The organism is Actinomadura chokoriensis (assembly GCF_039529475.1).
GTDB classification, from domain to species: Bacteria; Actinomycetota; Actinomycetes; order Streptosporangiales; family Streptosporangiaceae; genus Spirillospora; species Spirillospora bangladeshensis.
The window spans coordinates 1-21,534 of record NZ_BAAAMW010000008.1 but is presented as its reverse complement, the minus strand read 5'-3'; the positions used below and the strand labels follow the sequence as shown (position 1 = coordinate 21,534).

At 67.6% G+C, this 21,534-nt stretch carries 21 protein-coding genes and 4 pseudogenes; 14 read left to right on the top strand and 11 right to left on the bottom strand.

Annotation, left to right across the window (positions count from 1 at the left end; all coding sequences use genetic code 11):
* The first annotated feature begins 83 nt into the window (after nucleotides 1–83).
* The 14 genes and pseudogenes from ABFX46_RS18865 (at nucleotide 84) to ABFX46_RS18800 (ending at nucleotide 11,363) form a co-directional block, all read left to right on the top strand.
* Nucleotides 84–935 carry an SAM-dependent methyltransferase gene (locus ABFX46_RS18865; RefSeq protein WP_346043747.1) on the top strand — a complete coding sequence of 284 codons (852 nt, stop codon included), beginning with the start codon at nucleotides 84–86 and terminating at the stop codon, nucleotides 933–935.
* On the top strand, nucleotides 932–1,756 hold the full coding sequence (locus ABFX46_RS18860) for an SAM-dependent methyltransferase (protein ID WP_346043745.1): 825 nt from the start codon (nucleotides 932–934) through the stop codon (nucleotides 1,754–1,756). Before ABFX46_RS18865 ends, ABFX46_RS18860 begins: the two co-directional genes overlap by 4 nt.
* Nucleotides 1,753–3,249, top strand: a complete 1,497-nt coding sequence (locus ABFX46_RS18855; RefSeq protein WP_346043743.1) for an ATP-binding protein — start codon at nucleotides 1,753–1,755, stop codon at nucleotides 3,247–3,249. Before ABFX46_RS18860 ends, ABFX46_RS18855 begins: the two co-directional genes overlap by 4 nt.
* A 29-nt stretch (nucleotides 3,250–3,278) precedes the next feature.
* Nucleotides 3,279–3,779 carry a roadblock/LC7 domain-containing protein gene (locus ABFX46_RS18850; protein ID WP_346043742.1) on the top strand — a complete coding sequence of 167 codons (501 nt, stop codon included), beginning with the start codon at nucleotides 3,279–3,281 and terminating at the stop codon, nucleotides 3,777–3,779.
* A 1-nt stretch (nucleotide 3,780) separates the two neighbouring features.
* Nucleotides 3,781–4,209, top strand: coding sequence for a DUF742 domain-containing protein (locus tag ABFX46_RS18845; protein ID WP_346043740.1), 429 nt, complete (start codon nucleotides 3,781–3,783; stop codon nucleotides 4,207–4,209).
* Nucleotides 4,199–4,642: pseudogene (locus ABFX46_RS18840) on the top strand (GTP-binding protein); the annotation flags it as partial. The gene ABFX46_RS18845 and the pseudogene ABFX46_RS18840, both read left to right, overlap by 11 nt.
* A gap of 169 nt (nucleotides 4,643–4,811) precedes the next feature.
* Nucleotides 4,812–5,399, top strand: a complete 588-nt coding sequence (locus ABFX46_RS18835; protein WP_346043738.1) for a GAF domain-containing protein — start codon at nucleotides 4,812–4,814, stop codon at nucleotides 5,397–5,399.
* A gap of 61 nt (nucleotides 5,400–5,460) precedes the next feature.
* Nucleotides 5,461–6,702, top strand: a complete 1,242-nt coding sequence (locus ABFX46_RS18830) for an acyl-CoA dehydrogenase family protein (protein ID WP_346043737.1) — start codon at nucleotides 5,461–5,463, stop codon at nucleotides 6,700–6,702.
* 81 nt (nucleotides 6,703–6,783) lie between these two features.
* Nucleotides 6,784–6,942, top strand: a pseudogene (locus tag ABFX46_RS18825) (BldC family transcriptional regulator); the annotation flags it as partial.
* Between the two features lie 150 nt (nucleotides 6,943–7,092).
* The gene (locus ABFX46_RS18820; RefSeq protein WP_346044202.1) at nucleotides 7,093–8,157 is read left to right on the top strand and encodes an SAM-dependent methyltransferase; all 1,065 of its coding nucleotides are present in this window, start codon (nucleotides 7,093–7,095) and stop codon (nucleotides 8,155–8,157) included.
* A 95-nt stretch (nucleotides 8,158–8,252) separates the two neighbouring features.
* Entirely contained in the window at nucleotides 8,253–8,513 is a 261-nt protein-coding gene (locus ABFX46_RS18815; protein WP_346043736.1) for a hypothetical protein, read from the top strand.
* A gap of 480 nt (nucleotides 8,514–8,993) precedes the next feature.
* Nucleotides 8,994–10,430, top strand: coding sequence for a group II intron reverse transcriptase/maturase (gene ltrA, locus ABFX46_RS18810; RefSeq protein ID WP_346043735.1), 1,437 nt, complete (start codon nucleotides 8,994–8,996; stop codon nucleotides 10,428–10,430).
* Nucleotides 10,431–10,465: 35 nt separating this feature from the next.
* Nucleotides 10,466–10,996 carry a hypothetical protein gene (locus ABFX46_RS18805; RefSeq protein ID WP_346043734.1) on the top strand — a complete coding sequence of 177 codons (531 nt, stop codon included), beginning with the start codon at nucleotides 10,466–10,468 and terminating at the stop codon, nucleotides 10,994–10,996.
* Between the two features lie 106 nt (nucleotides 10,997–11,102).
* Complete coding sequence (locus ABFX46_RS18800) at nucleotides 11,103–11,363, top strand: hypothetical protein (RefSeq protein ID WP_346043733.1); 261 nt, start codon at nucleotides 11,103–11,105, stop codon at nucleotides 11,361–11,363.
* A 258-nt stretch (nucleotides 11,364–11,621) separates the two neighbouring features.
* On the opposite strand, the pseudogene ABFX46_RS18795 reads toward ABFX46_RS18800, so the two are convergent.
* The 11 genes and pseudogenes from ABFX46_RS18795 to ABFX46_RS18745 all read right to left on the bottom strand — a co-directional run.
* Nucleotides 11,622–12,974, bottom strand: a pseudogene (locus ABFX46_RS18795) (IS256 family transposase).
* Between the two features lie 235 nt (nucleotides 12,975–13,209).
* Complete coding sequence (locus ABFX46_RS18790; RefSeq protein WP_346043732.1) at nucleotides 13,210–14,694, bottom strand: hypothetical protein; 1,485 nt, start codon at nucleotides 14,692–14,694, stop codon at nucleotides 13,210–13,212.
* Nucleotides 14,695–14,718: 24 nt separating this feature from the next.
* Entirely contained in the window at nucleotides 14,719–15,102 is a 384-nt protein-coding gene (locus tag ABFX46_RS18785) for a hypothetical protein (RefSeq protein ID WP_346043731.1), read from the bottom strand.
* A gap of 123 nt (nucleotides 15,103–15,225) precedes the next feature.
* The gene (locus ABFX46_RS18780) at nucleotides 15,226–16,011 is read right to left on the bottom strand and encodes a hypothetical protein (RefSeq protein WP_346043730.1); all 786 of its coding nucleotides are present in this window, start codon (nucleotides 16,009–16,011) and stop codon (nucleotides 15,226–15,228) included.
* 5 nt (nucleotides 16,012–16,016) lie between these two features.
* Nucleotides 16,017–16,406, bottom strand: coding sequence for a hypothetical protein (locus ABFX46_RS18775; RefSeq protein ID WP_346043729.1), 390 nt, complete (start codon nucleotides 16,404–16,406; stop codon nucleotides 16,017–16,019).
* Between the two features lie 57 nt (nucleotides 16,407–16,463).
* Entirely contained in the window at nucleotides 16,464–17,288 is an 825-nt protein-coding gene (locus ABFX46_RS18770) for a hypothetical protein (protein WP_346043727.1), read from the bottom strand.
* Nucleotides 17,289–17,341: 53 nt separating this feature from the next.
* Complete coding sequence (locus tag ABFX46_RS18765) at nucleotides 17,342–18,166, bottom strand: hypothetical protein (protein ID WP_346043726.1); 825 nt, start codon at nucleotides 18,164–18,166, stop codon at nucleotides 17,342–17,344.
* Nucleotides 18,167–18,207: 41 nt separating this feature from the next.
* Nucleotides 18,208–18,996: a hypothetical protein gene (locus tag ABFX46_RS18760; protein WP_346043724.1), complete on the bottom strand. Its 789-nt coding sequence runs from the start codon at nucleotides 18,994–18,996 to the stop codon at nucleotides 18,208–18,210.
* On the bottom strand, nucleotides 18,993–19,406 hold the full coding sequence (locus tag ABFX46_RS18755) for a DUF4913 domain-containing protein (protein ID WP_346043723.1): 414 nt from the start codon (nucleotides 19,404–19,406) through the stop codon (nucleotides 18,993–18,995). Before ABFX46_RS18755 ends, ABFX46_RS18760 begins: the two co-directional genes overlap by 4 nt.
* Nucleotides 19,407–19,508: 102 nt before the next feature.
* Nucleotides 19,509–21,314, bottom strand: a complete 1,806-nt coding sequence (locus ABFX46_RS18750; protein ID WP_346043721.1) for a type IV secretory system conjugative DNA transfer family protein — start codon at nucleotides 21,312–21,314, stop codon at nucleotides 19,509–19,511.
* A pseudogene (locus ABFX46_RS18745) lies at nucleotides 21,311–21,534 on the bottom strand (hypothetical protein); the annotation flags it as partial. The pseudogene ABFX46_RS18745 and the gene ABFX46_RS18750, both read right to left, overlap by 4 nt.

The window sequence follows — 21,534 nt, the reverse complement described above, 5'->3', positions numbered from 1 at the left end:
CGGGAACTGTTCAACAAGCCGAACTTGCTCGACGCCGACACCCCGGAAGCGCTGGACGCCAAGCTGATAGAACTGGCCGCGTCGTGACCGCCGGCAGGAGTCACCCGGCCTTGGCGTTCACTCGGCCGAGCACTGCCCGCATGTACAGCTACTACCTTGGCGGGAGCGCGTGGTTCGAAGTCGACCGTGCTGCTGCCGAGGCTGTGCTCCGGTCCGCACCCGACGCCGGAGTTGTGGCGCGGGAGAACTTCCTGTTCGCCGGGCGTGCCGCCGCGTGGGCGGCCAAGACCCATGGCATCGGTCAAGTCCTGGATGTCGGTGCCGGAATCCTCAGTGGCGTACCCCTGCCGAGCGTGGAGGACCACGTTCACCAAGTGTGCCCTGGTGCTGTCGTGGTCGGCTGCGACAACGACCCCGTCGTTCTCGCCCACGCCCGCGGTCTTCGTCCCGGATACAAGCGGATCCTGGAGGGAGACGTCAGGGACCTCGACACCATCTTCGGCAACCCGGACCTGAAGACGAGTCTGAACGTTGCTGAGCGCATGGTCGTGGTCTTGGCGGCCGTGCTGCATTTCGTCGCCGACGATCAGGTCAAGGGCGTGGTCGACAACCTGCGGCAGCGTCTGGCGCCCGGCAGCGTGCTCGTGATGTCGCATGCGACGTCCTCTGCGACGGACCGGCGGCGGGTCTCCGGCATGGAGCTGGCGTACGTCGACGCCACCAGCCGCATCTACTTCCGCACGGAGGAGGAGATCGCAGACCTCCTCATCGACTGGGATGCGGTCGATCCGCCGGCGCTGTGTGACGTCGGCCGGTGGGGCCTTCCTACGCCACGCGACGGGCAGTCGGGGCGGCATGTCCGGGTTGTCGGCATGGCTGCCGTGCTTCCCGACTCTCGGCATGGTCGGGTTCGCACGCCGGGTGGTGCTCGGTGAGCGGCGACACGGCTTTCGACTGGCGAGCCGCTGCCCTCGGATTGAGCGGGGGATACGACGGCGACCGTCCGGCCATCGCGCGCCTGTGGGCCTTCTGGGGTGGCGGGACCGACTACAACCCAGCTGATCGCGCCCTCGGCGAGAAAGTTGCCGCGCGCTTCCCGCAGATCGAGGCTCTGGCCCGGCAACGGCTGGCGTTCCGTAGCCGGGTGGTGCGGGCGCTGGTCGGGGAAGGCATCGACCAGATTTTGGTGGCCGGTGTCGACATGCCGATGTACAGCGATGTCCATGCCATCGCCCAGTCGGTCAATCCGGACGTCCGCGTCGTGTACGCCGACGCTGACGAGTTGGTGATGCTTTATGTCGGCGCCTGCTTGTTCAGCGACCGAGCCGATACCTGCGGGTTCGTGCACGCGGGACTGGACGATCCCCGCGCGGTGCTGGCGGGCGCCGCCGACACTCTGGACTTGGATCGTCCGGTGGCCGTGCTGCTGATCAATAGCTTGGACGTCCTCAGTGATCCCCAGGCCGTTGCAGCCATCTCTGCCTTCCGGACGGCGCTGGCGGCTGGTAGCCACATCGCTTTCTGCCATCTGACCGCCGAATATGACCAAGGCCTTGCCGGTCTTGGGAGTATGTGCGCTGGCATCACTCCTGGCCCGCCGTGCGTCCGCAACCCCGCGGCCCTTGGGGCCTTCTGCGCCGGGATGAAGTTGCTTGCGCGGGGGCCGGTCTCGGCTCCGGCGCGGCGCCCGGAATCCGACTTACGGCCAGTTCCCGCCTCGGGCGACCTGTGGTGCGGCGTTGGGGTGTTGTCGTGACGGCTCATCCGCTTCATGCCCCGGTTCGGTCAGGCAGCGACCAACCGTCCGGACAGGCCGCTGACCGCGCGCGCGAGCTGGTCGAGGGCCTCGCCGCCCGAGGGCTGCACGCATCGGAGGCCGTTGGCCCGGCGGGTGTGATGGCGGTGACCGCGCAGCGAATGGATGTCCATCCCCATGCCGGGCGGACGGCGTTCCTGCTGCCGGCCCAGGGACTGGACGGCCTGTACTGGCATTGGCAACGGCGCTTCCCCAACCCCCCGCGGATCGGGACCTGTTGGTTCCAGCCATTCTGCCGGGCCGGCGACATCGTCAGCGCCTCCGAGGCCATCGCCGCGGCGATCGACGCTGACGTGCGTGCCCGCGCCCGCCTGAAACATGCTCCGATCGCCAGGCCGGACGTAGCAGACGAGCCCGACCGGGAGGTTCTGGTCTACGTCGGATACCGGGTGCATTCGCTGGTGAGCCGAATGCTGGCCCGGCTCAAGGCGATCGAGAAGGAGTACGAGGATCCTGATCTCCTCGACGAGTTGTACGCGCTCGATCACATGGCGACCCAGCTGCGCCGTGCCGCCGAGCGGATGGCGGTGCTCGGCGGCGTTACCGCGCGGCGGGCCAAGTCACCGATGCCGATGTCGACGGTCCTGCGCCAGGCGGTCGCCGAGGTCGAGCAGTTCAGGCGAGTCGGGCTGATCCTTCCCGATAGTGATGTGCCGGTGGTGGGCTATGCGGGCCCATCAATCATTCATGTGCTGGCTGAGCTGGTGGAGAACTCAACCCGGTTCTCCCGCCGGGATACCACCGTGCTCATGGCGCCGGTCGAGACACCCGACGGGCTGGGCATCGAAATCCGCGACTGGGGCCTGCCGCTGTCGGCCGAGAAACTGGCAGAGCTGCGGCGGATCCTGTCCGAGCCGCACGAGACCAGCCCTCGCGAGCAGGTCAGGCAGGGACAGATCGGCGTGCTGGTGGTCGCGCGGCTTGCCGATCGGCTTGGCCTGCGGGTCGAACTGCATCCGGAGGAGGCCGGGACGCGAGCCCTGGTCGTCATTCCGCCGGCGCTGCTGGTGGACCCTGCTTCGGCCCCGAATCGGGCGGCAAGCCCGGCCGAAGGCCCCGCTTGGCATATGGGGGAGCTGCCCCGCAGCTCAGTCCACGTGTCCGTTCGGCCTGCCATGACTTTGCCTGATCCCATCATCGTCCCGGCGTCGGGAGCGGATGAAGCTGCCCTGAACGGGGTCGCGATGCATGAGTTCCCACCGCATCTCCCACCGGCGGCCGAATCCTCGGAGACGTCCGAGCCGCACCAGGACGGCAAACCTCCGCTGCCTCGGCGCAGCCATGCGGGGCCGTCGGCCCGAACCCCTGGCCCCGCAGCCCAGGCGCCGGCCCAGCCGCCGAGCCTCGGGCTGATGGCGGCCTTCACCGCCGGGATGCGGAAGGGAAAAGCCGCCGCGCAGCAGGACGACATCACAGAGCCGGAGACCGGCTGAACCCCCTTCGCAGGTACGGAGTGACGAGCATGACGACGCGCATGACCCCCATCACGGCCGGTTCGACACCGGCCGATGAGGGACTGAGTTGGCTGTTGGACGAGTTCGTGGGCCGGGTGATCGGTGTTACCGCCGCCCTGCTGGTCTCACGGGACGGTCTGAAGACGGCGGCTGCCCGCCTGGCCGACGATCAGGCTGACAAGGCCGCGGCATGGGTTGCCAGCCTGCACTCGCTGGCGCGGTCGGCCGGCGCCATCAGCGGCCTCAAGACCAGCGGTTTCCGCCAGGCCGTCATCGAGGACGACGGCGTTCTGGTGTTCGTGGTGAGCGCCGACTACGAACGGCACGGCGGCACCGGACTCGTCGGCAGCGTGCTGGGGGTGTTGGCACGCCCGGACTCCGACCCAGGCGTCATCGGCCACGAGATCGGCCTGCTGGTCGGAAGCGTGGCCGATCACCTGGCCACCCGCCCCCGAGGCGACGCCCACTCCAGCCCAAGCTCTGGTACCCGCGGTTGTGAGGCCCGGTGACATGGCGGGCACTCCATCTCCTTCTCCACCAGGCCCCCAATGGACTGCCGAAGCAGCAGCGGACCGTGAGCCCTGGGATACCTATGACACCGAGGAGGTCCGTCCCTATGGGATCACCGGTGGCCGGACCCGTCCCAAGCATGCGATGCGGCTGGTCACGTTGCTGGAGGCCGGGGATCTGACCCGCGCTGCGAGGATGGCACCCGAGGCCGTCCGGGCCGTCGAGTTGTGCAGCCTCCAGCCCTGCTCGGTCGCCGAGATCGCAGCCCTGATCGGCCATCCCATCCAGGTCACGAAGATCATCCTGTCCGATCTGGTCGACCGCGGGACGCTGGTCATGGCACTACCCGGCCCCGACGCTCCCGATCAGCTGCAGTTGCTGGAGGCGTTGCGGTCTGGCCTGGAAACGAGGCTGTCCGATGTCGCCTGACTCCATGCCGCCCAGCCCGGCCGCCGGCAGGACCTCGGCGAAGATCATCATCAGTGGCGGGTTCGGAGTCGGCAAGACGACCATGATCGGTGCAGCCAGCGAGATCGAGCCGCTGACCACCGAAGAGTGCCTGACCGAGATCAGTGACGGGATTGATTCCCTGAGGGGGATTGAACGCAAGTCCACCACCACCGTCGCCCTGGACTTCGGCCGCCTCACCTTCCCCAGGCAGCAGATGGTGCTCTACCTCTTCGGCACGCCCGGCCAGGATCGGTTCTGGTTCACCTGGGACGACCTGGTCATCGGCGCGGTCGGCGCCGTGGTGCTGGCCGACACTCGGCGCTTGGCCGATGCCTTCACCGCAGTCGGCTACTTCGAGCAGACCCAGATGCCGTTCATCGTCGCGATGAATGAGTTCGACGATGCCCCCTACCGCTACACGTCCACTGAGGTGCGTGAGGCACTCGAAGTTCCCGAGCACGTGCCGATCGTGCGCTGCGACGCCCGCGACCAGCGTCCGCCATCACAGTTCTGCTCACGCTGGTCGGGCACGCCCTCACCCGCCGAGACTCCACACCCCAGCGATCCATCGGAGCACCCGCATGAGATACGACGCCGACGCCGGCCTAGAGGTCCCCACCTGGCACGACCAGGCCGAGGACAGGGTGAAGCTACTGGCCGAACTCGGCCTGGGAGAACCGGACGCCGAGTTCGACCGCTTCGCCGCCCAGATCTCCGGCACCTTCGCAGCCGAACTCGGCGACCACGCCCAGAACTTGTACGCGATGGTGAACCTGTTCCTGCGCGACGATCAGACCTTCGTTGGCCTGTACAACCCGGCGGGCATGCGCGCGGTGGATCGCACCATGCGACCCGACCACGGGTTCTGCCCCGAAATGCTTGATCGCACCAAGGCTCTCGTTCTGGCCGATGTGTGCGCCAAACCACAGTTTGCGTCCAACCCGGTCGTCGACCGGCTCGGAGTGCGGACCTACGCGGGGGCGCCACTCATTCATGAGGCGACGGGAACCGTGTTGGGCAGCGTATGTGTGGTGGGGACCCGGGCGCTTCCCAATGGGACCCGCCAGACGTCGCTGGAGTTGATCAAAGGGCACCGCGACGCGCTGGCGGATCTGCTCGCCGCTGGCGCCGGCCGAGGTCGGCACAGCTCCGACTCTCGGAGCGGCTGATACCTGGCCGCGACGATGACGCCGGGTCCGACCGCCCGGCAGTGGCCCCAAGTGGAAAGGGATGGTGTCCGTGTTCGAGACCGACGACCACCGGGACCTGCGCAAGGCAGTCCGCGACTTCGTCGAAGCCGAGGTCGCGCCCCGGGTTGCTGAGACGGAATCCTCTGCCGCCATCGACCACGTCCTGCCCACCCGCATCGCCCGGCAGGGGTGGATCGGGGTGACCATCCCTCGCGAATACGGCGGCATGGGTGCCGGTCATCTCGCCAAAACCATCGTGATCGAGGAACTGGCCCGCGTATCGGGAGCGATGGGCGCCTTGGTCCAGGCGTCCCAGCTCGGCGCAGCCAAGATCATCCACTTCGGTACCGAGCAGCAGAAACAGTGCTGGCTGCCGCCGATCGCCGCTGGCGAGTGCCTACCGACGATCGCGGTGACCGAAGAGGAATCGGGCGGGAACGTGCTGGACATGCAGGCCAGCGCCCACCGCGACGGCGACGACTGGGTACTGAATGGCCGGAAACTCTACGTCGGCAACTCCCATATAGGACATCTCCACGGCGTCATCGTCCGCACCGGCGGCGACGACATCCGTAAGTCCAAGAGCCTGTCGGCGTTTTTGGTGGAGCACGACCGGCCCGGCCTGACGCTGGTCCCATACCGGCCGTGTCTGGGGCTGCATGGATTCAGCTTCGGTGACCTGGTCATGAGGGACGTCCGGGTCCCGGCCCACAACATGATCGGTGTCGAGGGCGAGGGACTCGACGTCGCCTACAGTTCGTCGGTCCTGTACGGTCGGCCGAACCTCACCGCCGTCGCGCTGGGCATCCACCAGGCGCTGCTGGAGGAGACCGTCCGGTTCGCCAAGGAACGCCACCGCCGGGACGCCCCTCTCACCGCGCTGCGCACCATCGAGCAGCGCATCGGGCAGATCAACGAGCGGACGATGACCGCCCGCACACTGGCCTACCAGGCCGCCCACATGCTCGACCTTGGTCAGCCCTGCGACGACGAGCTGATCAGCGCGAAGTACCGGGGCGTGGAATCGCTGATGGAATCGGCCCTTGCCGCGATGAAGATCCACGCCGCGGCCGGCCTTCGGCGCGACCGCCCGATCGAACGCCTGGTGCGGGACGCCTTCCATATCGATGCACCCGCCGGGACCGGTGACATCCAGCTCCAGCGCCTCGCCGAGTCCGCCCTGGGCACCGGCAAAGGCCAGTGGTCGCAGCGCCTGGCCCACGTGACTGCCCTGCAGCCCGCGCCAGTCCCGCCTGAAGGCGCACAAGAACCTGCCGCATGACCTGCGGTGCGGCCCTTGGCCGCCACCGGCCCCAACCCAGGGCCGCACCGCCCCCTTCCCTTCGTCGAAACCTCAGTACTCATGACTTCACCTGACCTGCTCACACCCGCCGAGGTCGCCGCCCTGTTCCGGGTGGACCCCAAGACCGTCACACGCTGGGCACAGGAAGGCAAGCTTTCCTCGATCCGCACGGTGGGCGGCCACCGTCGCTACCGCGCCCGCGAGGTCCACGAGTTGCTGAACGCCGAGCGCGCCTCCCGTCGGTACGCCTGGCTGGAGGCACTGGTCGACAACCACTACGACGGCGATCCCACCCGCGTGCTGTTGGACATCGCCGACCGATACGGCCTTGCCGTCACCACGCTGAACCGGGACTGGTTCACCCAGTTCATGGGACGCGACATCACCGACCTCGAGTGGAAACGCATTGCCGCAGAACTCGGAAACTTCGGCGGGATGCTCCATCGGGAATGCGCTGGGCAACTACTCGACTACGCCTGCACCGTGCTGAACGCCGCAGGTCTTTCCCTCCCGGACATGACGGCTTCCGAACTACCGCCACCGCCCACCCCGGGCCGAGAAGACCAGGACGCCGACGACAGCGTTAACGCGCTCAGCCCTACGGCACCATTGCAACCGGAGCGGACTTCGCCGAACGCCAGCGTTAAAGCACTCTCGTTGGACGATGTCGACCGGCTGGTACCGCATTCTGCACGGATCTGGGACTACATCCTGGGAGGCAACGACCACTACGAGGCCGACCGACAGGCCGCCGACACCTTCCAAGAGGTCTATCCCGACCTCGCACACCTAGTGGTGAGCCAGCGCAGCTTCAAGCGCCAGGCGATCGAATATCTCACCAAACAGAAGGTGCGGCAGTTCATCGACATCGGTCCCGGCCTCCCGGCGCCGAAGGACCTCACCGACACCCACATCGTCGCGCGATCGGCAGCCCGCAACGCTCGGACCGTCTACGTCGACAACGACCCGCTGGTGAGCATTCGCATCCGACTGCTGAACAGTGACCCATGCTGCGCCGCCAACCTCGTCCACGCCGACGTCGCCGACACCGAAGCCGTTCTGGTCGGCGCTGCCCGCCACCTCGACCTCGACGAGCCGGTCGCCATCCTGCTCATCGGGGTCATGGGCCACATCGACAACACCGACGACGCCCATGCGATCGTGCGCCGCCTGATGGACGCCCTGGCACCCGGCAGCTTTCTTGCGCTGTCCGACGCAACCACTACCAAAACCGCGCTCGCCTTCGCACAGGAGACCTACAACGCCACCGGCGCCGCCCCCTACCGGCTCCGCACCCCCACCCGGATCGCCGAATTCTTCACCGGTCTCAGCCCTGTCCAGCCTGGCCTGGTACCACCCGCACTCTGGCAGCCCAGTCAGCCACCGGCAGGGGGCGTCAACACCGACGCACGATGCGCCGTGGCCAGGACGTGATGCCCCAGTCCGATCGTCCGGTACAGGGGCGGACACGCGGCAGAACGCCTCAAACCAGTCATGCCCGTCTCGTTTCGAGCTAGGGAGCCCACCAAATGACCCTTCTACGGCTCAGCTACGTCAACGTCGAGCATGGCGGCAGGACCGACGCCGGCTACTCCGCCTACTCAGGCGACGGCGGCCCCTACGACTACAACCGGGTCACCGGGATGTTCCACGACGGGGACGTGCGCCACGAGGCGCTATGTGATCGAGCGGAGGTGAAAGACCACCGTCACCGCCTTGTCGCAGCAGGGCGGGAGAAGCTGAGGGCAGCCCGACTCGGGGAACGCCGGGAAAGGCGAGAGCAGCCCTGACAACGTCGGGACGGATTGGCACTGCCAGACGATCCGGGCTCGGCAAGCAGGGTCAGAAGGTGTAACGAGAGTGAACCAGTGGATGAAGCCCCGTAACCGTGGAACCGGCTCGAAACCTGGCGGATCTGGGCCGGGACGCAGTGCACGGTCACCTATCGCGCCATGGAGACCGACTCCGAGATCGATCGTCGCTAATCGGTCCGGAGGCCACGCCGAATGTCTGCGGCGTAGGTGTGGCGAGGCTGCCGGGGTAAAGCTGGGCGCCGCCCTGACCAATCGATCATGTGGTGAACGTGGGAACCGTCCCGGAGCCGCCCTCCGCGTGGACAGCCAGTCCGCTGGGTGGGCAGGCCCGTTGCCGGCTGATGATCCGGGGCGGGACGGAGGTCCCGTAGTAGTCCGAGCGTACGAAAGGTGCGTACATGGCGAAGGGGACCAGCAAGTCAGCAGGGAGGGCACTGGAATGCCAGGAGGACGTTGGTGAATACTGACGAACCTGCGTTCGTATGGCCGCTATTTTCGGCGGCAGAACGCCGGGTACTGGAGATCCAGACCAAGCTGCATCGCTGGGCGACCGGTGACTCTCACCATCGGTTCGGAGATTTGTTTAACCTCGTCGCCGATCCCTCCTTCCTTATGGTGGCGTGGGATCGGGTGCGGTCCAACAAGGGGGCGCGCACGGCCGGTGTCGATGGTGCGACTGCGACATATATCGAGACCGCACTGGGGGTCGAGGAGTTCCTCGACCGGCTGCGCCAGCAGTTGAAGCAGCGCAGTTTCCAGCCGGTTCCGGTCAAGGAAAGGATGATCCCTAAGGCGAACGGGAAACTCCGCCGTCTAGGAATCCCGACCACGGCCGACCGGGTGGTCCAAGCGTCCCTGAAGTTGGTGCTGGAGCCAATCTTCGAAGCGGACTTCTACCCGTGTTCCTACGGGTTCCGTCCGGGACGGAGAGCTCAGGACGCAATAGCCGAGACCCATTTCCTTGCCAGCCGCTCCTACGAGTGGGTGGTGGAAGGGGATATTACGGCGTGCTTCGATGAGATCTCGCACCCCGCCCTGATGGACCGGGTGCGGGCTCGGATCGCGGATAAGCGAATCCTGGGCTTGGTGAAGGCGTTCCTTAAAGCTGGCATTCTGGACCAGAAGCTACACTTCAGGGCCAGCAATTCGGGGACGCCGCAGGGTGGAATCCTCTCGCCGCTGCTGGCAAACATCGCCTTGTCGATTCTGGACGAGTACTTCTCCAAGATCGCAGGCGGATCGGCTACAGCGTCACGAGAGCGTGAACGGCGACGGCGCCAGGGAAAGGCCAACTACCACCTGGTGCGGTATGCGGATGATTTCCTGATCCTGGTGGCCGGCGGCAGGGAACACGCCGAAGAAGTGTTCAAGCTGACCGAAGCGGTCCTCGCGCCGATGGGCCTGCGCCTATCACCCGAGAAGACGATGATCACCCATATTAACGATGGCCTTGATTTCCTCGGATGGCACATCCAGCGACATCGCAAACGGGGAACCGACCGGCATTACGTCTACACCTATCCCGCCAAGAAGGCCGTCAAGGCGATCAAGGCGAAGATCAAGGTGGCCTGTCGGCAAGGATACAACGAACCGCTGGCGACCCTACTCAAGCGGTTGAACGCGATACTGAGGGGGTGGACTGCCTATTTCCGACCAGGGGTGTCCAGTTCGGCCTTCTCATACCTGGCCAGCTACACATGGGCGCGGGTCATGAGATGGATCCGAACCAAGCACCGCAAAATCACCTGGAAGGAACTCCGCCGACGCTACTGCGGAAGCGGCTGGTGGCCCGTCGACGGTACAACGGCCCTTTTCGACCCTGGAAAGGTGCGGACCACCCGTTACAAATACAGGGCGACGAGGATTCCGACACCGTGGACCGTCACATGTTGAGAACACCCACACCGGCGAGGCTTGTGGAGAGCCCGGTGCTCAGTAATGGGCACGCCGGGTTCGGCGGGCGGTCCGAGGAAACCCACCAGTGGAAACGCTGGCAGGGCGCCTCGGGCCGACCCAACTGGCCCGACATCCTGGTGATTGGCGAAGGCGACCTGTATGAACTGAACGGGATGGAAGGCGCGTTCGAGGCCGCCGCCGCCCTTCGCGCAGCCGGCGGCCCGGCCTATGTCCCCCACCCCTGCTCACTGCCGCGCGAGGGCGGCATGTTCGCCCCTGTCATCTACGTCGACCCGATCAAGATCGTGGTGCGCCGGTTCTACAGCCACCGGCTGCCCGACTTCGCCTCCCGCAACCGCAACCTCCTCGTCTTCACCCTTCCCGACCGCACCGATCCGATCCGATCCGGCTTATTGGCTGGCACGGCGACATCCACGCAAGCGACCAGCGCCTGGCCGACCTGCGTGAGTTCGACCGGTTCGCCGACGAGGACATCCCCTGCACCTTGCTCGGCGACTGGAACTCCGTCCCCTCCGGGCCCCATGTCGAGCCGACCGACCTGAACACCCCCGGTGTCCACGGCCCGCGCCAACCGCATGGCGGATCAAATGGAAGCACGGCGCCGCCCAGGCCGGACCGCACACCTATGACTCCAGCGCCCTGGACGCCGTGTGTGGATGGTGGGACCCCGAACTCAACAAACGCGTCGGCGGCCTCGGCTTCCACCACGCCGCCGAACTCGCCCGCGACTACACCCCGACGCAGATCGAACGCCCCAACGGACGCCAACCCATCGCGCTGGACGGCATCGTCCTCAACACCCCTCTCGCCGACGCCTATGTGTCCGGCTCCTACCGCGTCCACGACTTCCGCGACCCGGACAACCTTGACTCCGACCATAGACGTGTCTCGATCATGGTCGATATCTAGCCACTGCACGCACGAATAGAAGGTCGACCATGACACTTATCGGACACAGGCTCAGGGCCGAAGAATAGCGGGCAGTTTCGCGCCCGTGCTGCACGCTGCAAAAGTATCGATGCGTCGCAGTGTTGGCACGGACCATTGGGAGACCACCCCGGAGCGAGCGTTGCGGTGGCTGCCGCAAGCGGTAGCCACCGCTGCGCGCACCGTCCCCAAACGCGCCCGGGTCTGTCCAGTTAACGGTGTATCTCGATCTTGCTTGGGTTAGTTGCGGGTGGTGGTGAGGCGGCCTTCGAAGGCGATGTCGAAGGCGTTGAGGGCGGCCTTCCACCGCATGATCCAGCGTTTGCGGCCGGTGCCGGTGGGGTCCATGCTCATCACCGCGAGGTAGACGCACTTGAGGGCGGCCTGCTCGTTGGGGAAGTGCCCGCGGGCCTTGACCGCGCGGCGGATGCGGGCGTTCACCGACTCGATGGCGTTGGTGGAGCACACGACTTTGCGGATCTCAGGGTCGAACTGCAGGAACGGGACGAACTCGGCCCAGGCGTTCTCCCATAGCCGCACGATCGCCGGGTACTTGGTGCCCCAGGTCTCGGCGAACTCCAGCCACCGCTCGGTCGCGGCCGACTCGGTCGGTGCGGTGTAGACCGGCTTGAGCGCCTTGGCGACCTTGTCCCAGTCCTGCCTGGCCGCGTACCGGAACGAGTTGCGCAGCAGATGCACGATGCACGTCTGCACCAGGGCTTGGGGCCAGACGTTGCCGACCGCGTCGGGTAGCCCGGTCAGCCCGTCGCACACCACCATGCAGGCATCGGCCACGCCCCGGTTGCGCAGCTCGGTGAGGACCTGCAGCCAATACTTGGCGCCCTCGCCGCCGTCGCCGGCCCACAGCCCCAGGATGTCGCGGGTGCCCTCAACCGTTACCGCCAGCGCGACACAGATCCGCCACGTCGCCGACGAACTCAACGACAGGCCACGTGCCTGCCTCAATGACCGCTCCCCGGCACAGCTCGTGCGACGATGGCGACATCAACTCATGACCACCTGATTCGCGACGTTCGCTAGAGACTGCCCGCTGTCGAGCGGCCGGTTCTGCCACTCGGCCATCGAGTCCAGGACCTTGTCGGTGATGGTCGAGATCGTCTGCTTGGACACCGAGGCGCCATAGACCTCGGCCAGGTGCGCCGAGATCTCCCCGTGGGTGAGGCCCTTGGCCGACAGCGACAGCACCATCTCGTCCACACCGGTCAGCCGCCGCTGCCGCTTGGCCACGATCTTCGGCTCGAACGTGGCGTCCCGATCACGGGGCACGTCGACCTGGACGGGGCCGACCTCGGTGGTCACGGTCTTGGACCGGTGCCCGTTACGGACGTTCCCACCACCATCGCCGACCCGTTCGTGACGGCCACGCCCCAGATGGTCGGTGATCTCACCCTCCAGGGCCGACTCCAGCACCCGCTTGGTCAGCTGCTGCAGCAGACCGCCCTCACCGGTCAACTCCAAACCCTGCTCACGGGCCTGGGCCACCAGCCGGCCGACCAGCTCCTGATCGACCCCGGCCGTCACCGTGGTCGGGTTGTCGGACTCGGCCACCACGGCCTCCGTACTCGTTCCGATTGTCATGTGTCACTCCTTGATCAGGAGTTACACCGAAAACCGTACAGTCCCTGGCGCCCGAGTCGTCGTCGATGACGGCGCCCTTGTGGTCTTGTGCCCCGCGGCCGCTATCTCTAATCGATCTTGATCGCGGCCGGGCGCAGCGACTGACCACCACGAGAACGATATGCACACACGCCGATGCGAACTGCGAGTGCGGGATCGCCTGGCTGGCACGCGCGTTTCTGGAGCCGTTCTACAAACGTGGCGGCTCCTTGGAATTTCTAGACGTTGCAGGCGGGCTGGTTGTTTCTGACTTTGATTCAGATTGGTTCAGGAATTCTTGGATGGATGTTGGGAATTCTGTTGCGGCTAGTGCGGCTTCGTGTTGGTTGGCGACTGTTGTCCGGTGTGCGATTAGGTGGGCTTCTTCGATGTCGGAGCCTACTTCCGGGGCAATCGCTTGGATGGCTTGGGTGAGGGTGGTGATGGCTTGGTGGCCTTTGGTTTTGGCTGTTTTGTAGCGGGTTGAGAGTTCGTGGGCTGATGCCGGTACCCGGGGCAGGTGGGTGGGGTATTTCTTGTGGCGGTCGAGGACGTAGAGGGTGGCTGCGTCGTTGATGGCGGCGTGGTGGTGGGCGGCGAGTGTGTTGCAGGCTTCGATGGTTTTGAGGGTGATGGTGGCGAGTTGGGCGGCGTGGGTGAGGGTGGGGGCGAGTTGGTGGGGTGGTTTGAGGTGGGGTGAGGAGCGGGGGCTGGGGGTCCAGGCGGGGTCGGTGTGGATGAGGCGGCCGAGGCGGATGATGAGGTCGCCGGCGTCGGTGGCGGGGCCGTTGGCGGGGTGGCCGTGGTGGCCGATGTGGGTGTCCCAGCGGCGGACGATGTTCTTCCAGGCGGCGCGGAGGTGGCGGAGGTCGAATTCGGCTTGTTTGGTGGCGGGTAGGTGGTCGGGTTGGTTGAGTTCGTTGATGCGGTAGATGAGTTGGCGGATGGTCTTGTGGTTGAGGTCGCAGATGATCGCGGCTGCGCGGGCGAGGTAACGCCAGGTGGTGACGAAGGTGGCCGACGTGGGGTTGCTGAGTCGGTGGATGCTGGCGTCGATGCCGGTGAGGGCCTGATCGTTTGTTTCGCCGGCTTGGGGTGGGATGCGGTCGGGTGTGTGGTGGACGGGGATGGCGGTGATGGACGGTGAGGTGTGGTTTTCGCTGTAGATGCGGGTGAGGACGGCGGCTTTGAGCAGGAGCGGGCCGGCTTGGTTGGCGGGGGTGGTGGTGCCGTAGGCGAGGTGGCCGAGGGTGGCGGTGTGGGTACTGAGTTGGTGCAGCAGGGCACGGGCAGTGTCGGGGGCGGCGATGACGTCGGCGTTTGCGGTGGTCGCCTGTTCGGGGGCGGTGGGGAAGTGGGTGGACAGCAGGTCCAGGCCGCAGCCCAGGGCGATGGAGGCGGCGCGGAGTTGTGCCGCCAGGGCTGATTGCGGGGTTTCAATGGTGGCGGGTGGGCCGAGGAGGTGCTCGGCTTGTTTGATGAGAGTGCCGGCGCGGTGGGCGGCGTCCCGGACCCAGGCGGTGTTGGGTTGGGAGAGGCCGAAGCCGGTGGCGATCTGGTCGTGGTAGCGGGTCAGAACGTGGGTGAGGCGGGCTAGTTCGGGTGGGGCGGTGTGGTGGCGTAGGTCGTGGTGCAGGGGCGGGGTGTAGAGGCGGTGGTGCAGGTCGGTGAGGTAGTGGTCGGCGAGTGCGGTCATCTCTCCGAAGGTGGCCATGGGCGGCTACCGCAGGGTGTCGCGCAGGCGGCCTGCGTGCAGGGCGGCTTGGAGGCAGGCCATCTTGTCGTCGGGGTCGCCGGCCAGTTCGGCGGCCCGGACCAGGCTTTGGGAGACGGTGGTGGCGAGGTGGAACAGGGCGTCGGCGGTGGCGTCCAGCTCGGTGTGGTCGGTGGGGGGCGCGGCTTGTGAGGAGGGGGCTTGGCGGAGGGCTTGGTGGGCTTGGACGGCTTCGCCCTCGGCCATGCCCCAGGCGATGAATCCGTCGGGTTGCTGGGCGGCGTAGGCGGTGATGACGCGTTCGGCGTGGGCGAGGTCGTTGAGCGCGGTGGTGAGGATTTCGGTGAACCAGGCGTGCCGGACGTCCTGGTGGTGGCGTTCGCTCGTCATCAGGTGTCCTCCAGCGGGACGAGTAGGTGGTCGTGGGCAGAGCCGGTCGGCTCAGCCTGGCGCGCGTCGAGGCGCGATGGCGGTCGGCGTGCTTCTGTGGACAACTGCAGGCCGACTCGGTGGTTAGGCGGCGGATGTCGGGTGTGAGCGGCCGGGGGAGGACGGTGGCTGATCGTGACCGTGATCGTGGGGTCCTGCCGTGGGGAGGCTCTGGCTGATATCGGCGGGGAAGTCCGCGGCGGCGGCCCGGGTGTCGGATGGCTGGTGTCTGTTCGCGGGCGGGCGCGGGGCCAGTTCGTCGTGCAGGCGGGTTTCGGTGATGCCGCTCCACGTACTCAGCGCAGCCAGGAGCCGGCGCCGGTCGTGTTCGAGGGTGCGCTGGGTCGGTTCTGGGGCGTCGGGGAGGCGGGTGGTGATGGTGGTGTAGAGGTGTTCGGCTTGGTCGGCGTGGTGGACGGTGCCCAGGACCGTCTGGGTGGGCGGGAAGGCAGGTGCGGGTGCCAGATGGGCGGCGGGCTCGGCATAGATGAACGGGATGCCGGGGACGGCGACCAGGAAGGCGGTGTCGGGGGCGGTGTCGGGGGCGGGGTCGGGGCCGGTGGTCTGCCAGCCGATGACGGTGCCGCATCGGTCGTCGTGGCGGGTGAGGCGGACTTGGTCGCCGACCTTGTATGGGGCGTCTTCGGCGACTTCGGCGGCGTTGAGGGCGCGGCCGGTGCTGAGGGCGGAGGCGAAGTCGAGGCCGTGGTGGTGGGCGTAGTGCTCCAGGTCGCACACCAGTGCCGCCAGCAGTGCTTGGGTGTAGAGGCCGTCGTGGTGTAGGAGTGAGGGCCTGCCGGGGAAGGCGTGGTTCTCGTAGGCGGTCAGGGCGTGGGCGGCGCGGTCGAGGCGTCTGCCGGCGTGGGTCATGGTGGTCACCTCAGGGCCGCGGCGACGTTGCCGGCGTGGTGGACGGCGCGCAGGCACGCGACCCGGTCAGCGGGTTCGGTGGTCTTGGAGGCGACGTTGAGGATCGCTTCGGCCACGACCATCACCAGGCTTGTGATGGCTGCGGCGAACTCGCGGGCGTCGGTGTCGGGCATGGGGCTCTGCGGCCAGGCCAGGGAAGGGGCGTCGGCCAGTGCCCACCAGGCGTCGGATGCTTCGCCGAGCGCGGTCTGGTAGGCGTCCTCTGAGGTGCTCTGGGCCAGGATGGTGGCGGCGCGCTCGATCAGCTCCAGGCCCATGAAGGCGGCGGCCAGGAGCGCGGGAAGGGAGTCGGCGGTCTTGATCTGCCGGGTGGCGTAGTCGAAGAAGTGCTTCACAGGAACCTCCGATGCGGTGACGGTCGGGATGGGACGGGTTTCCGCTGGCGAACCGCCCTAGCGAGGGCGGGCGCGTGCCGGGGCAGGGCCTGTCGGGGGCGGTGGCGGCTGGGCGGCGGGCCGAGGTTCGGAGAGGCCTTCCGTGAGCGGTAGGGGGAAATCGCGGGCAGCGAGTTGGGCCGGACTGAGCGCCGTCCCGGTGGATGAAGGCGGGGTGGTGAGGCGCGGTTCCACTTTGGCCAGCAGCAGGTCGGTGACTTCGCGCTTGTCCATGCCGTTCCAAGCGACCAGGGCATCTAGCAGGACGTGGTGATCGCTGAGTTCCTCCTGCGTTGGCTGGACACCGCTGAGGTCGGCGCGGCCGATCCGGGCCATGCTCTCCACGAGGAGCTCCTCGGCCCGAAGCGGGTTGCCGATGATGCCTTGGCTGGTGGAGGCGGCGGGGAATGGCGGGGCTGGCTCCAGGTCGGCGGCGATGATGGTGTGGTTGCTGGTCTCGCCGAGGAACCGGATGTCGTATTCGATCGGGCCGTCGTGGGGGACCAGGACTCCGGTGACGGTGCCGCGGGTCGGTGCGCCGAGCAGGATCGCCTCGTCGGCGGCGGGTCCGTTGAGTTGGACGGTGGTGCCGATGGCGAAGACGTCGGGGCTGTTGTGTTCGATGAGGTAGTAGCCGTTGGCCTGGGCGAGGATGTCGTTGAATTCCAGGCCGCGGTGGTCGGCGTAGTGCATCAGGTCGATCAGCAGATCGCCGAGGAGTTCGCTGGCGTGGGTGTTGTTGCCGCGGTGGTCGAGGTGCTGGGTCTCCTCGAACAGCGCTTGGAAGGCGTCCAGGGCTGCGGCTCCGAACTCGGCGAACTCTGCGGCGCCGGCTTCGGCCATACAACCTCCAAAGAGAGTCGGTTCGAGTGGTGTCGCGGACGGGGTTGGGCGGGTTAGGGGCGGGGTCTGCGCGGGCGTGGCGGGTCGTCCGGCTTGGGCCTGGTCGTGGCGGGCGGGCCGTCGGCACCGGAGGGGCCCGGCTGCTGGGGGAATTCGGTGGCGGCCAGCCGGGCTGCCGCGTCCGGTCCGGGGCGTTGTCTCGGCGGTTGCTGCGCGGCGTCGATGATGCGGTCGTAGAGGTGGCGCATGATCGCGTCGGGTCGGCCGCCGGACCAGGCGCCCAGCCGCATGGTCAGTTGCGCGAGGTCGGTGAGTGCCTGCTCGTCGGGGACCAGGCCGTTGCCGGCGGCGCGCTTGAGCCGAACGGCGATGTCGATGATCGTCGATTCGGCGTCCCGGGCGCTGCAGACGACTCCGGCGGTCCGGGCCGGTAGGGGCAGCAGCGAATCGGCCGGTTCCAATTCGGCCGCAGTGACGTGCAGTCCCTCATGGACGCCAGGGACGCGGACGGTGCATTGGGGCTGGCCATCGGGTGCGGTGGCCAGTGCGGTGATGAAGCCACGCCACAGCGGGTAGTGCGACTTGGCGCCGGTGGCGGTGCGCCCTTGGCGGAATTGGACTTCGGCGCCGAGCCGGAAGTTGTAGGTCGGATCGTGGTCGGGCCCGCCGCGGTCCAGGTGCTGCTGGTGGAGCTCGGCGAAGGTGTCGTGGACGTCGAGGCCGCGGGCCTGGGCGTAGCGGGCGAGTTGTTCCATGAGCGACTCGACGAGTGGTTCGGCCAACTGGGGATCGTCGCGGTGACTGTCGGATTCGTCGGGCAGGAGTTGCTGCTGGTAGGCGTCGAGTGCGGCGGCGACGGCCTCATCGAGGTCGGGCATCTGGTGCCTCCGAAAGCTGAGTGGAATGCGGTGTGGGGTAGTCACATCTGCCGGGGATGCGGGTTCGCCGTCGGGGGATCTGGGCGGCTGGACGGCGACGGGGCGGGCTGCTCGCCGGCCAGGAGAGCGGCGATGTCGTTGGGAAACCCGGCCGCCGCACGCCGCGCGGCAGGAGACAGCCCGTCGGGTACCGGGTGGATTTCGCCGGCACGGAAACGCGCGTGTTCCAGCACCCACTCGGGCTTGGTGCCCGACCAGGCGGCCAGTGCGGCCGACAATTCGGTCAGGTCCGCCAGGGCGGGGGTGTCGGGATCGGGCTGATACCGGGGCAGGCGCGTGATGAGCTCGGTGATGGTGTCTTCGACATCCAGAGCGGAGTAGGCGGTCCCGCAGGTGCGGGTGAGGATCGGCGCCATCCGGGTGGCCGGTTCCAGCTGCGAGGTGGTGGTGCGCTGGAGATCGATGACTCCGGGGATGCGCAGCACGCATTCGGCGTCCTGCCCGGGACCTGCCGATTTCAGCTCGGTGATGAACCCCCGATAGGGCTCGGCGTCGCGGTCGCGGAACTGGACCTCGGTGTCGAGGCGGAAGCTGTAGCGGGGGTTGATGATGGCGCCGCCGCGGTCGAGGCGGGCCTGGACGAGCGCGTCCAGCAGGTCGACCACGTCCAGGCGGTTCCCTTCGCCGTAGTTGATGAGGTCGACGACCAGGGCGTGCAGGAGTCCTTCGGCTTCGGCGTGGTCGGTGCGGTGCCCGTTGGCCAGGTCGCCGAACAAGTGCTGTTCGTAGGCGTCGAGCGCCAGTGCGGCGGCTTCCATGCGCTCCGTCATGCGTGCACCGGGCCCGGAGCCGGGGCCGTTGTGGCGGTGTCGAAGCCGAGCCATCCGGTGGGGACGGGGACGGTGCGGGCTTCGTGTGGGGCGAGGTGCTCGTTTTCGGTGCACTGGTAGAAGGGGCCGCGTGGGCCGAGCAGGACGGGGAGTTGGTGGTCGAGGTGGTCGCGGTACCACAGGGCCATGCCGGTGGCGCCTTGCAGCCGCATCGCCTCCCAGGCGAACCACAGAGCGGTGAGGCGGGAGATGGCCTCGCCGTGCCGCCACCACTCGGCGCACCAGCGGAACTCGCCGCCGAGAGTGCGCCGGTACATCGGGACGAAGTGGCCGCTCACCCAGGCGGTGACATCCGGGTACAGCGACTCGTGACGCTTGCCGGTGTCCGCGGACGGAGCAGGGTCGGACATGGGATTGAAGCCTCCGAAGCGGTGGATGTGTGCATGTGAAGGCCCCTTTCTGTGCGGATGTGGACGTGTCTGTGCGGACGTGGATGTGGTGTGTGGTGCGGGTTAGGTCGTGGGCCCGGTGTCGGGGCGGGTGTGGTGGCGGCGGGCGGCCTGGGCGATCGCGGTGTCGGCGGCCGTGATGGCCTTGCTGATGGGGTCGGCGTGCGGGCCGGTGTACCAGGGGCGGAGTCGGATGAGGGCGGGTTTGGTGCCGGTGGCCAGTAGCAGCGCGGTCCCGGCGGGCAGGGCGCGGATGTCGGCGCCTTCGAGGATGTCTTGGCGGCGCAGGGAGATCTGTTCGCTGGCGCGGCCGTCGCTGTAGGTGATGGACCGCACGGGCACGTCGTGCTGTCCGATGAGGGTGGCCAGGTCGCGGACGAGGCGGGGGGAGTCGATGCCGGCGCCGATGAGTTTGCGGGTGGCGGCGCCCCAGAGTGCGGCCATGCCGGGTTCGCCCCAGACGGTGACGCCCTGTTCGTAGCTTTGCAGGATGGTGACCGGGATGATGCCGCGCGAGCCCAGGTGGGAGTACAGCTGCGGCAGGTCGGTGATGCGGCAGATGTTGGCGGCCTCGTCGAGGGCGACGATGAGGGGTGGGTCGAGGCGTCCGCCGGCTTGTTCGGCGCGGCGTTCGGCGGCGCGCATGGCGGTGTCGGTGAGCGCGGCGATCAGCGGCGCGGCGGCCGACAGCGACTTCGACAGCAGATACAGGGTGTCGCGCGAGGCGGCGAAGGTGTGCGGGTCGAAGACGGGCAGGCCGCGGTCGGGGGTGACCCAGGCCAGGATCTCCTGGTCGCGGAGGGCTTTGGCGGCGGTGCGGGCGGTCTGGTAGATCCCGTCGCGGGTCTCCACGGCGCCGTTCTGGGTGCCCTTCAGGGAGGAGGCCATCAGGTGGAACCCTGCCTGCTGCAGCAGTTCGATCGGGGTCGGGACGGCGGGCTCGTCCAGCCACTGGGCGACGTGGTGCAGGGAGCGGCCGGAGGTGGCGGCGGCCAGGAACAGCGCGCACAGCAGGTCTTGCGCGGCCGGCCCCCACAGGTCCTTCTTCTGGCCGTCGTCGACGGTGAGGACGAAGTGCCCGGCCAGGCGGTGCGCGTCCTCGACCGTGGACAGCCCGGCGAGCGGGTTCCACCACCAGGTTTGCGGCTGGTAGGTGATGTGCTGCGGATCGAACAGCCAGATCTTCCCGCCGGTGCGTTCGGCGCGGACGGTGGCGATCGCCGACCACAGGTCGGCCTTGTTGCTGGTCGCGATGACCGGCCCCGGCGCGGACAGCACGTGCGGGATGGATTGGGTGGTGGTCTTGCCCGACCGAGGCGCCATGAAGGCCACGACCGTGTCCTCGAACGAGGCGAACAACGTCGGCCCGCTCCGCTCGTCCGGCAACAGAACGTCGCCCAGGACGAGGCCGATGTCGTCCGGCTCCAAGTCACCGGGGTTGGAAGTGGCGAGGGAACGCCGCAGCGCAATCGCCTTGCCGGCGGTCGCGTCCGGTTGGAGAGCGGTCAGTCCGGGGTTGTCGGCGAGCGTGGCGATGGGATCCCCAGGCTGTGGAAAACGTCGCGCGATCTTCGGCCAGATCTCCCAGACGGCGCAGGACAGTGCGATGACCAGCAGAAGGAGGATGAGCAGCACGAGCCAGGTCGGTGTCCCGGGCCAGGCCAGATCGGTCCGTCCCCGGGTGAGGGTGATGGCGAAGTCGGTGCCGAACGGCATGACCGTCCCACCGATTGCAACCGCGGACAGCTTCGCCGCGGCCCACACGATCCACAGCCCGGCGATGGGTGTCCAGCAGGCCGCGAGGACCAGCCATGCGGCGCCGGTGTTGGAGTGCCACAGCGAGGCCCGTGGCCCTAGTGCCCGGGTCATGCGGTTGCCCGGATGGCGTGGTCGGTGTCGTAGAGGTCGGTTTCGGGGCCGACGAGGGAGAGTTCGATGGGGATGCCGAGGCGTTCGCCGGTTTTGATGAGGTATTTGCCGCGTCCGGGGTGGCGGGCGCCGGGTTGCCAGGAGTCGGGTGCCGACCAGGAGGCGACCAGGTGCTGTTCGGGGCCGGTGAGCGGGGTGATCTGGTGGACGCGGGCCAGTT

Excerpts from the sequence above, each read along its gene's own strand:
- ABFX46_RS18845 (WP_346043740.1), top strand. The coding sequence starts at position 3,781 with ATGGCGGGCACTCCATCTCCTTCTCCACCAGGCCCCCAATGGACTGCC.
- ABFX46_RS18820 (WP_346044202.1), top strand. The coding sequence starts at position 7,093 with ATGGGACGCGACATCACCGACCTCGAGTGGAAACGCATTGCCGCAGAA.
- ABFX46_RS18850 (WP_346043742.1), top strand. The coding sequence starts at position 3,279 with ATGACGACGCGCATGACCCCCATCACGGCCGGTTCGACACCGGCCGAT.
- ABFX46_RS18785 (WP_346043731.1), bottom strand. The coding sequence starts at position 15,102 with ATGACGAGCGAACGCCACCACCAGGACGTCCGGCACGCCTGGTTCACC.
- ABFX46_RS18790 (WP_346043732.1), bottom strand. The coding sequence starts at position 14,694 with ATGACCGCACTCGCCGACCACTACCTCACCGACCTGCACCACCGCCTC.
- ABFX46_RS18815 (WP_346043736.1), top strand. The coding sequence starts at position 8,253 with ATGACCCTTCTACGGCTCAGCTACGTCAACGTCGAGCATGGCGGCAGG.
- ABFX46_RS18770 (WP_346043727.1), bottom strand. The coding sequence starts at position 17,288 with ATGGCCGAAGCCGGCGCCGCAGAGTTCGCCGAGTTCGGAGCCGCAGCC.
- ABFX46_RS18755 (WP_346043723.1), bottom strand. The coding sequence starts at position 19,406 with ATGTCCGACCCTGCTCCGTCCGCGGACACCGGCAAGCGTCACGAGTCG.
- ABFX46_RS18780 (WP_346043730.1), bottom strand. The coding sequence starts at position 16,011 with ATGACCCACGCCGGCAGACGCCTCGACCGCGCCGCCCACGCCCTGACC.
- ABFX46_RS18830 (WP_346043737.1), top strand. The coding sequence starts at position 5,461 with ATGGTGTCCGTGTTCGAGACCGACGACCACCGGGACCTGCGCAAGGCA.
- ABFX46_RS18760 (WP_346043724.1), bottom strand. The coding sequence starts at position 18,996 with ATGACGGAGCGCATGGAAGCCGCCGCACTGGCGCTCGACGCCTACGAA.
- ABFX46_RS18750 (WP_346043721.1), bottom strand. The coding sequence starts at position 21,314 with ATGACCCGGGCACTAGGGCCACGGGCCTCGCTGTGGCACTCCAACACC.
- ABFX46_RS18765 (WP_346043726.1), bottom strand. The coding sequence starts at position 18,166 with ATGCCCGACCTCGATGAGGCCGTCGCCGCCGCACTCGACGCCTACCAG.
- ABFX46_RS18835 (WP_346043738.1), top strand. The coding sequence starts at position 4,812 with ATGAGATACGACGCCGACGCCGGCCTAGAGGTCCCCACCTGGCACGAC.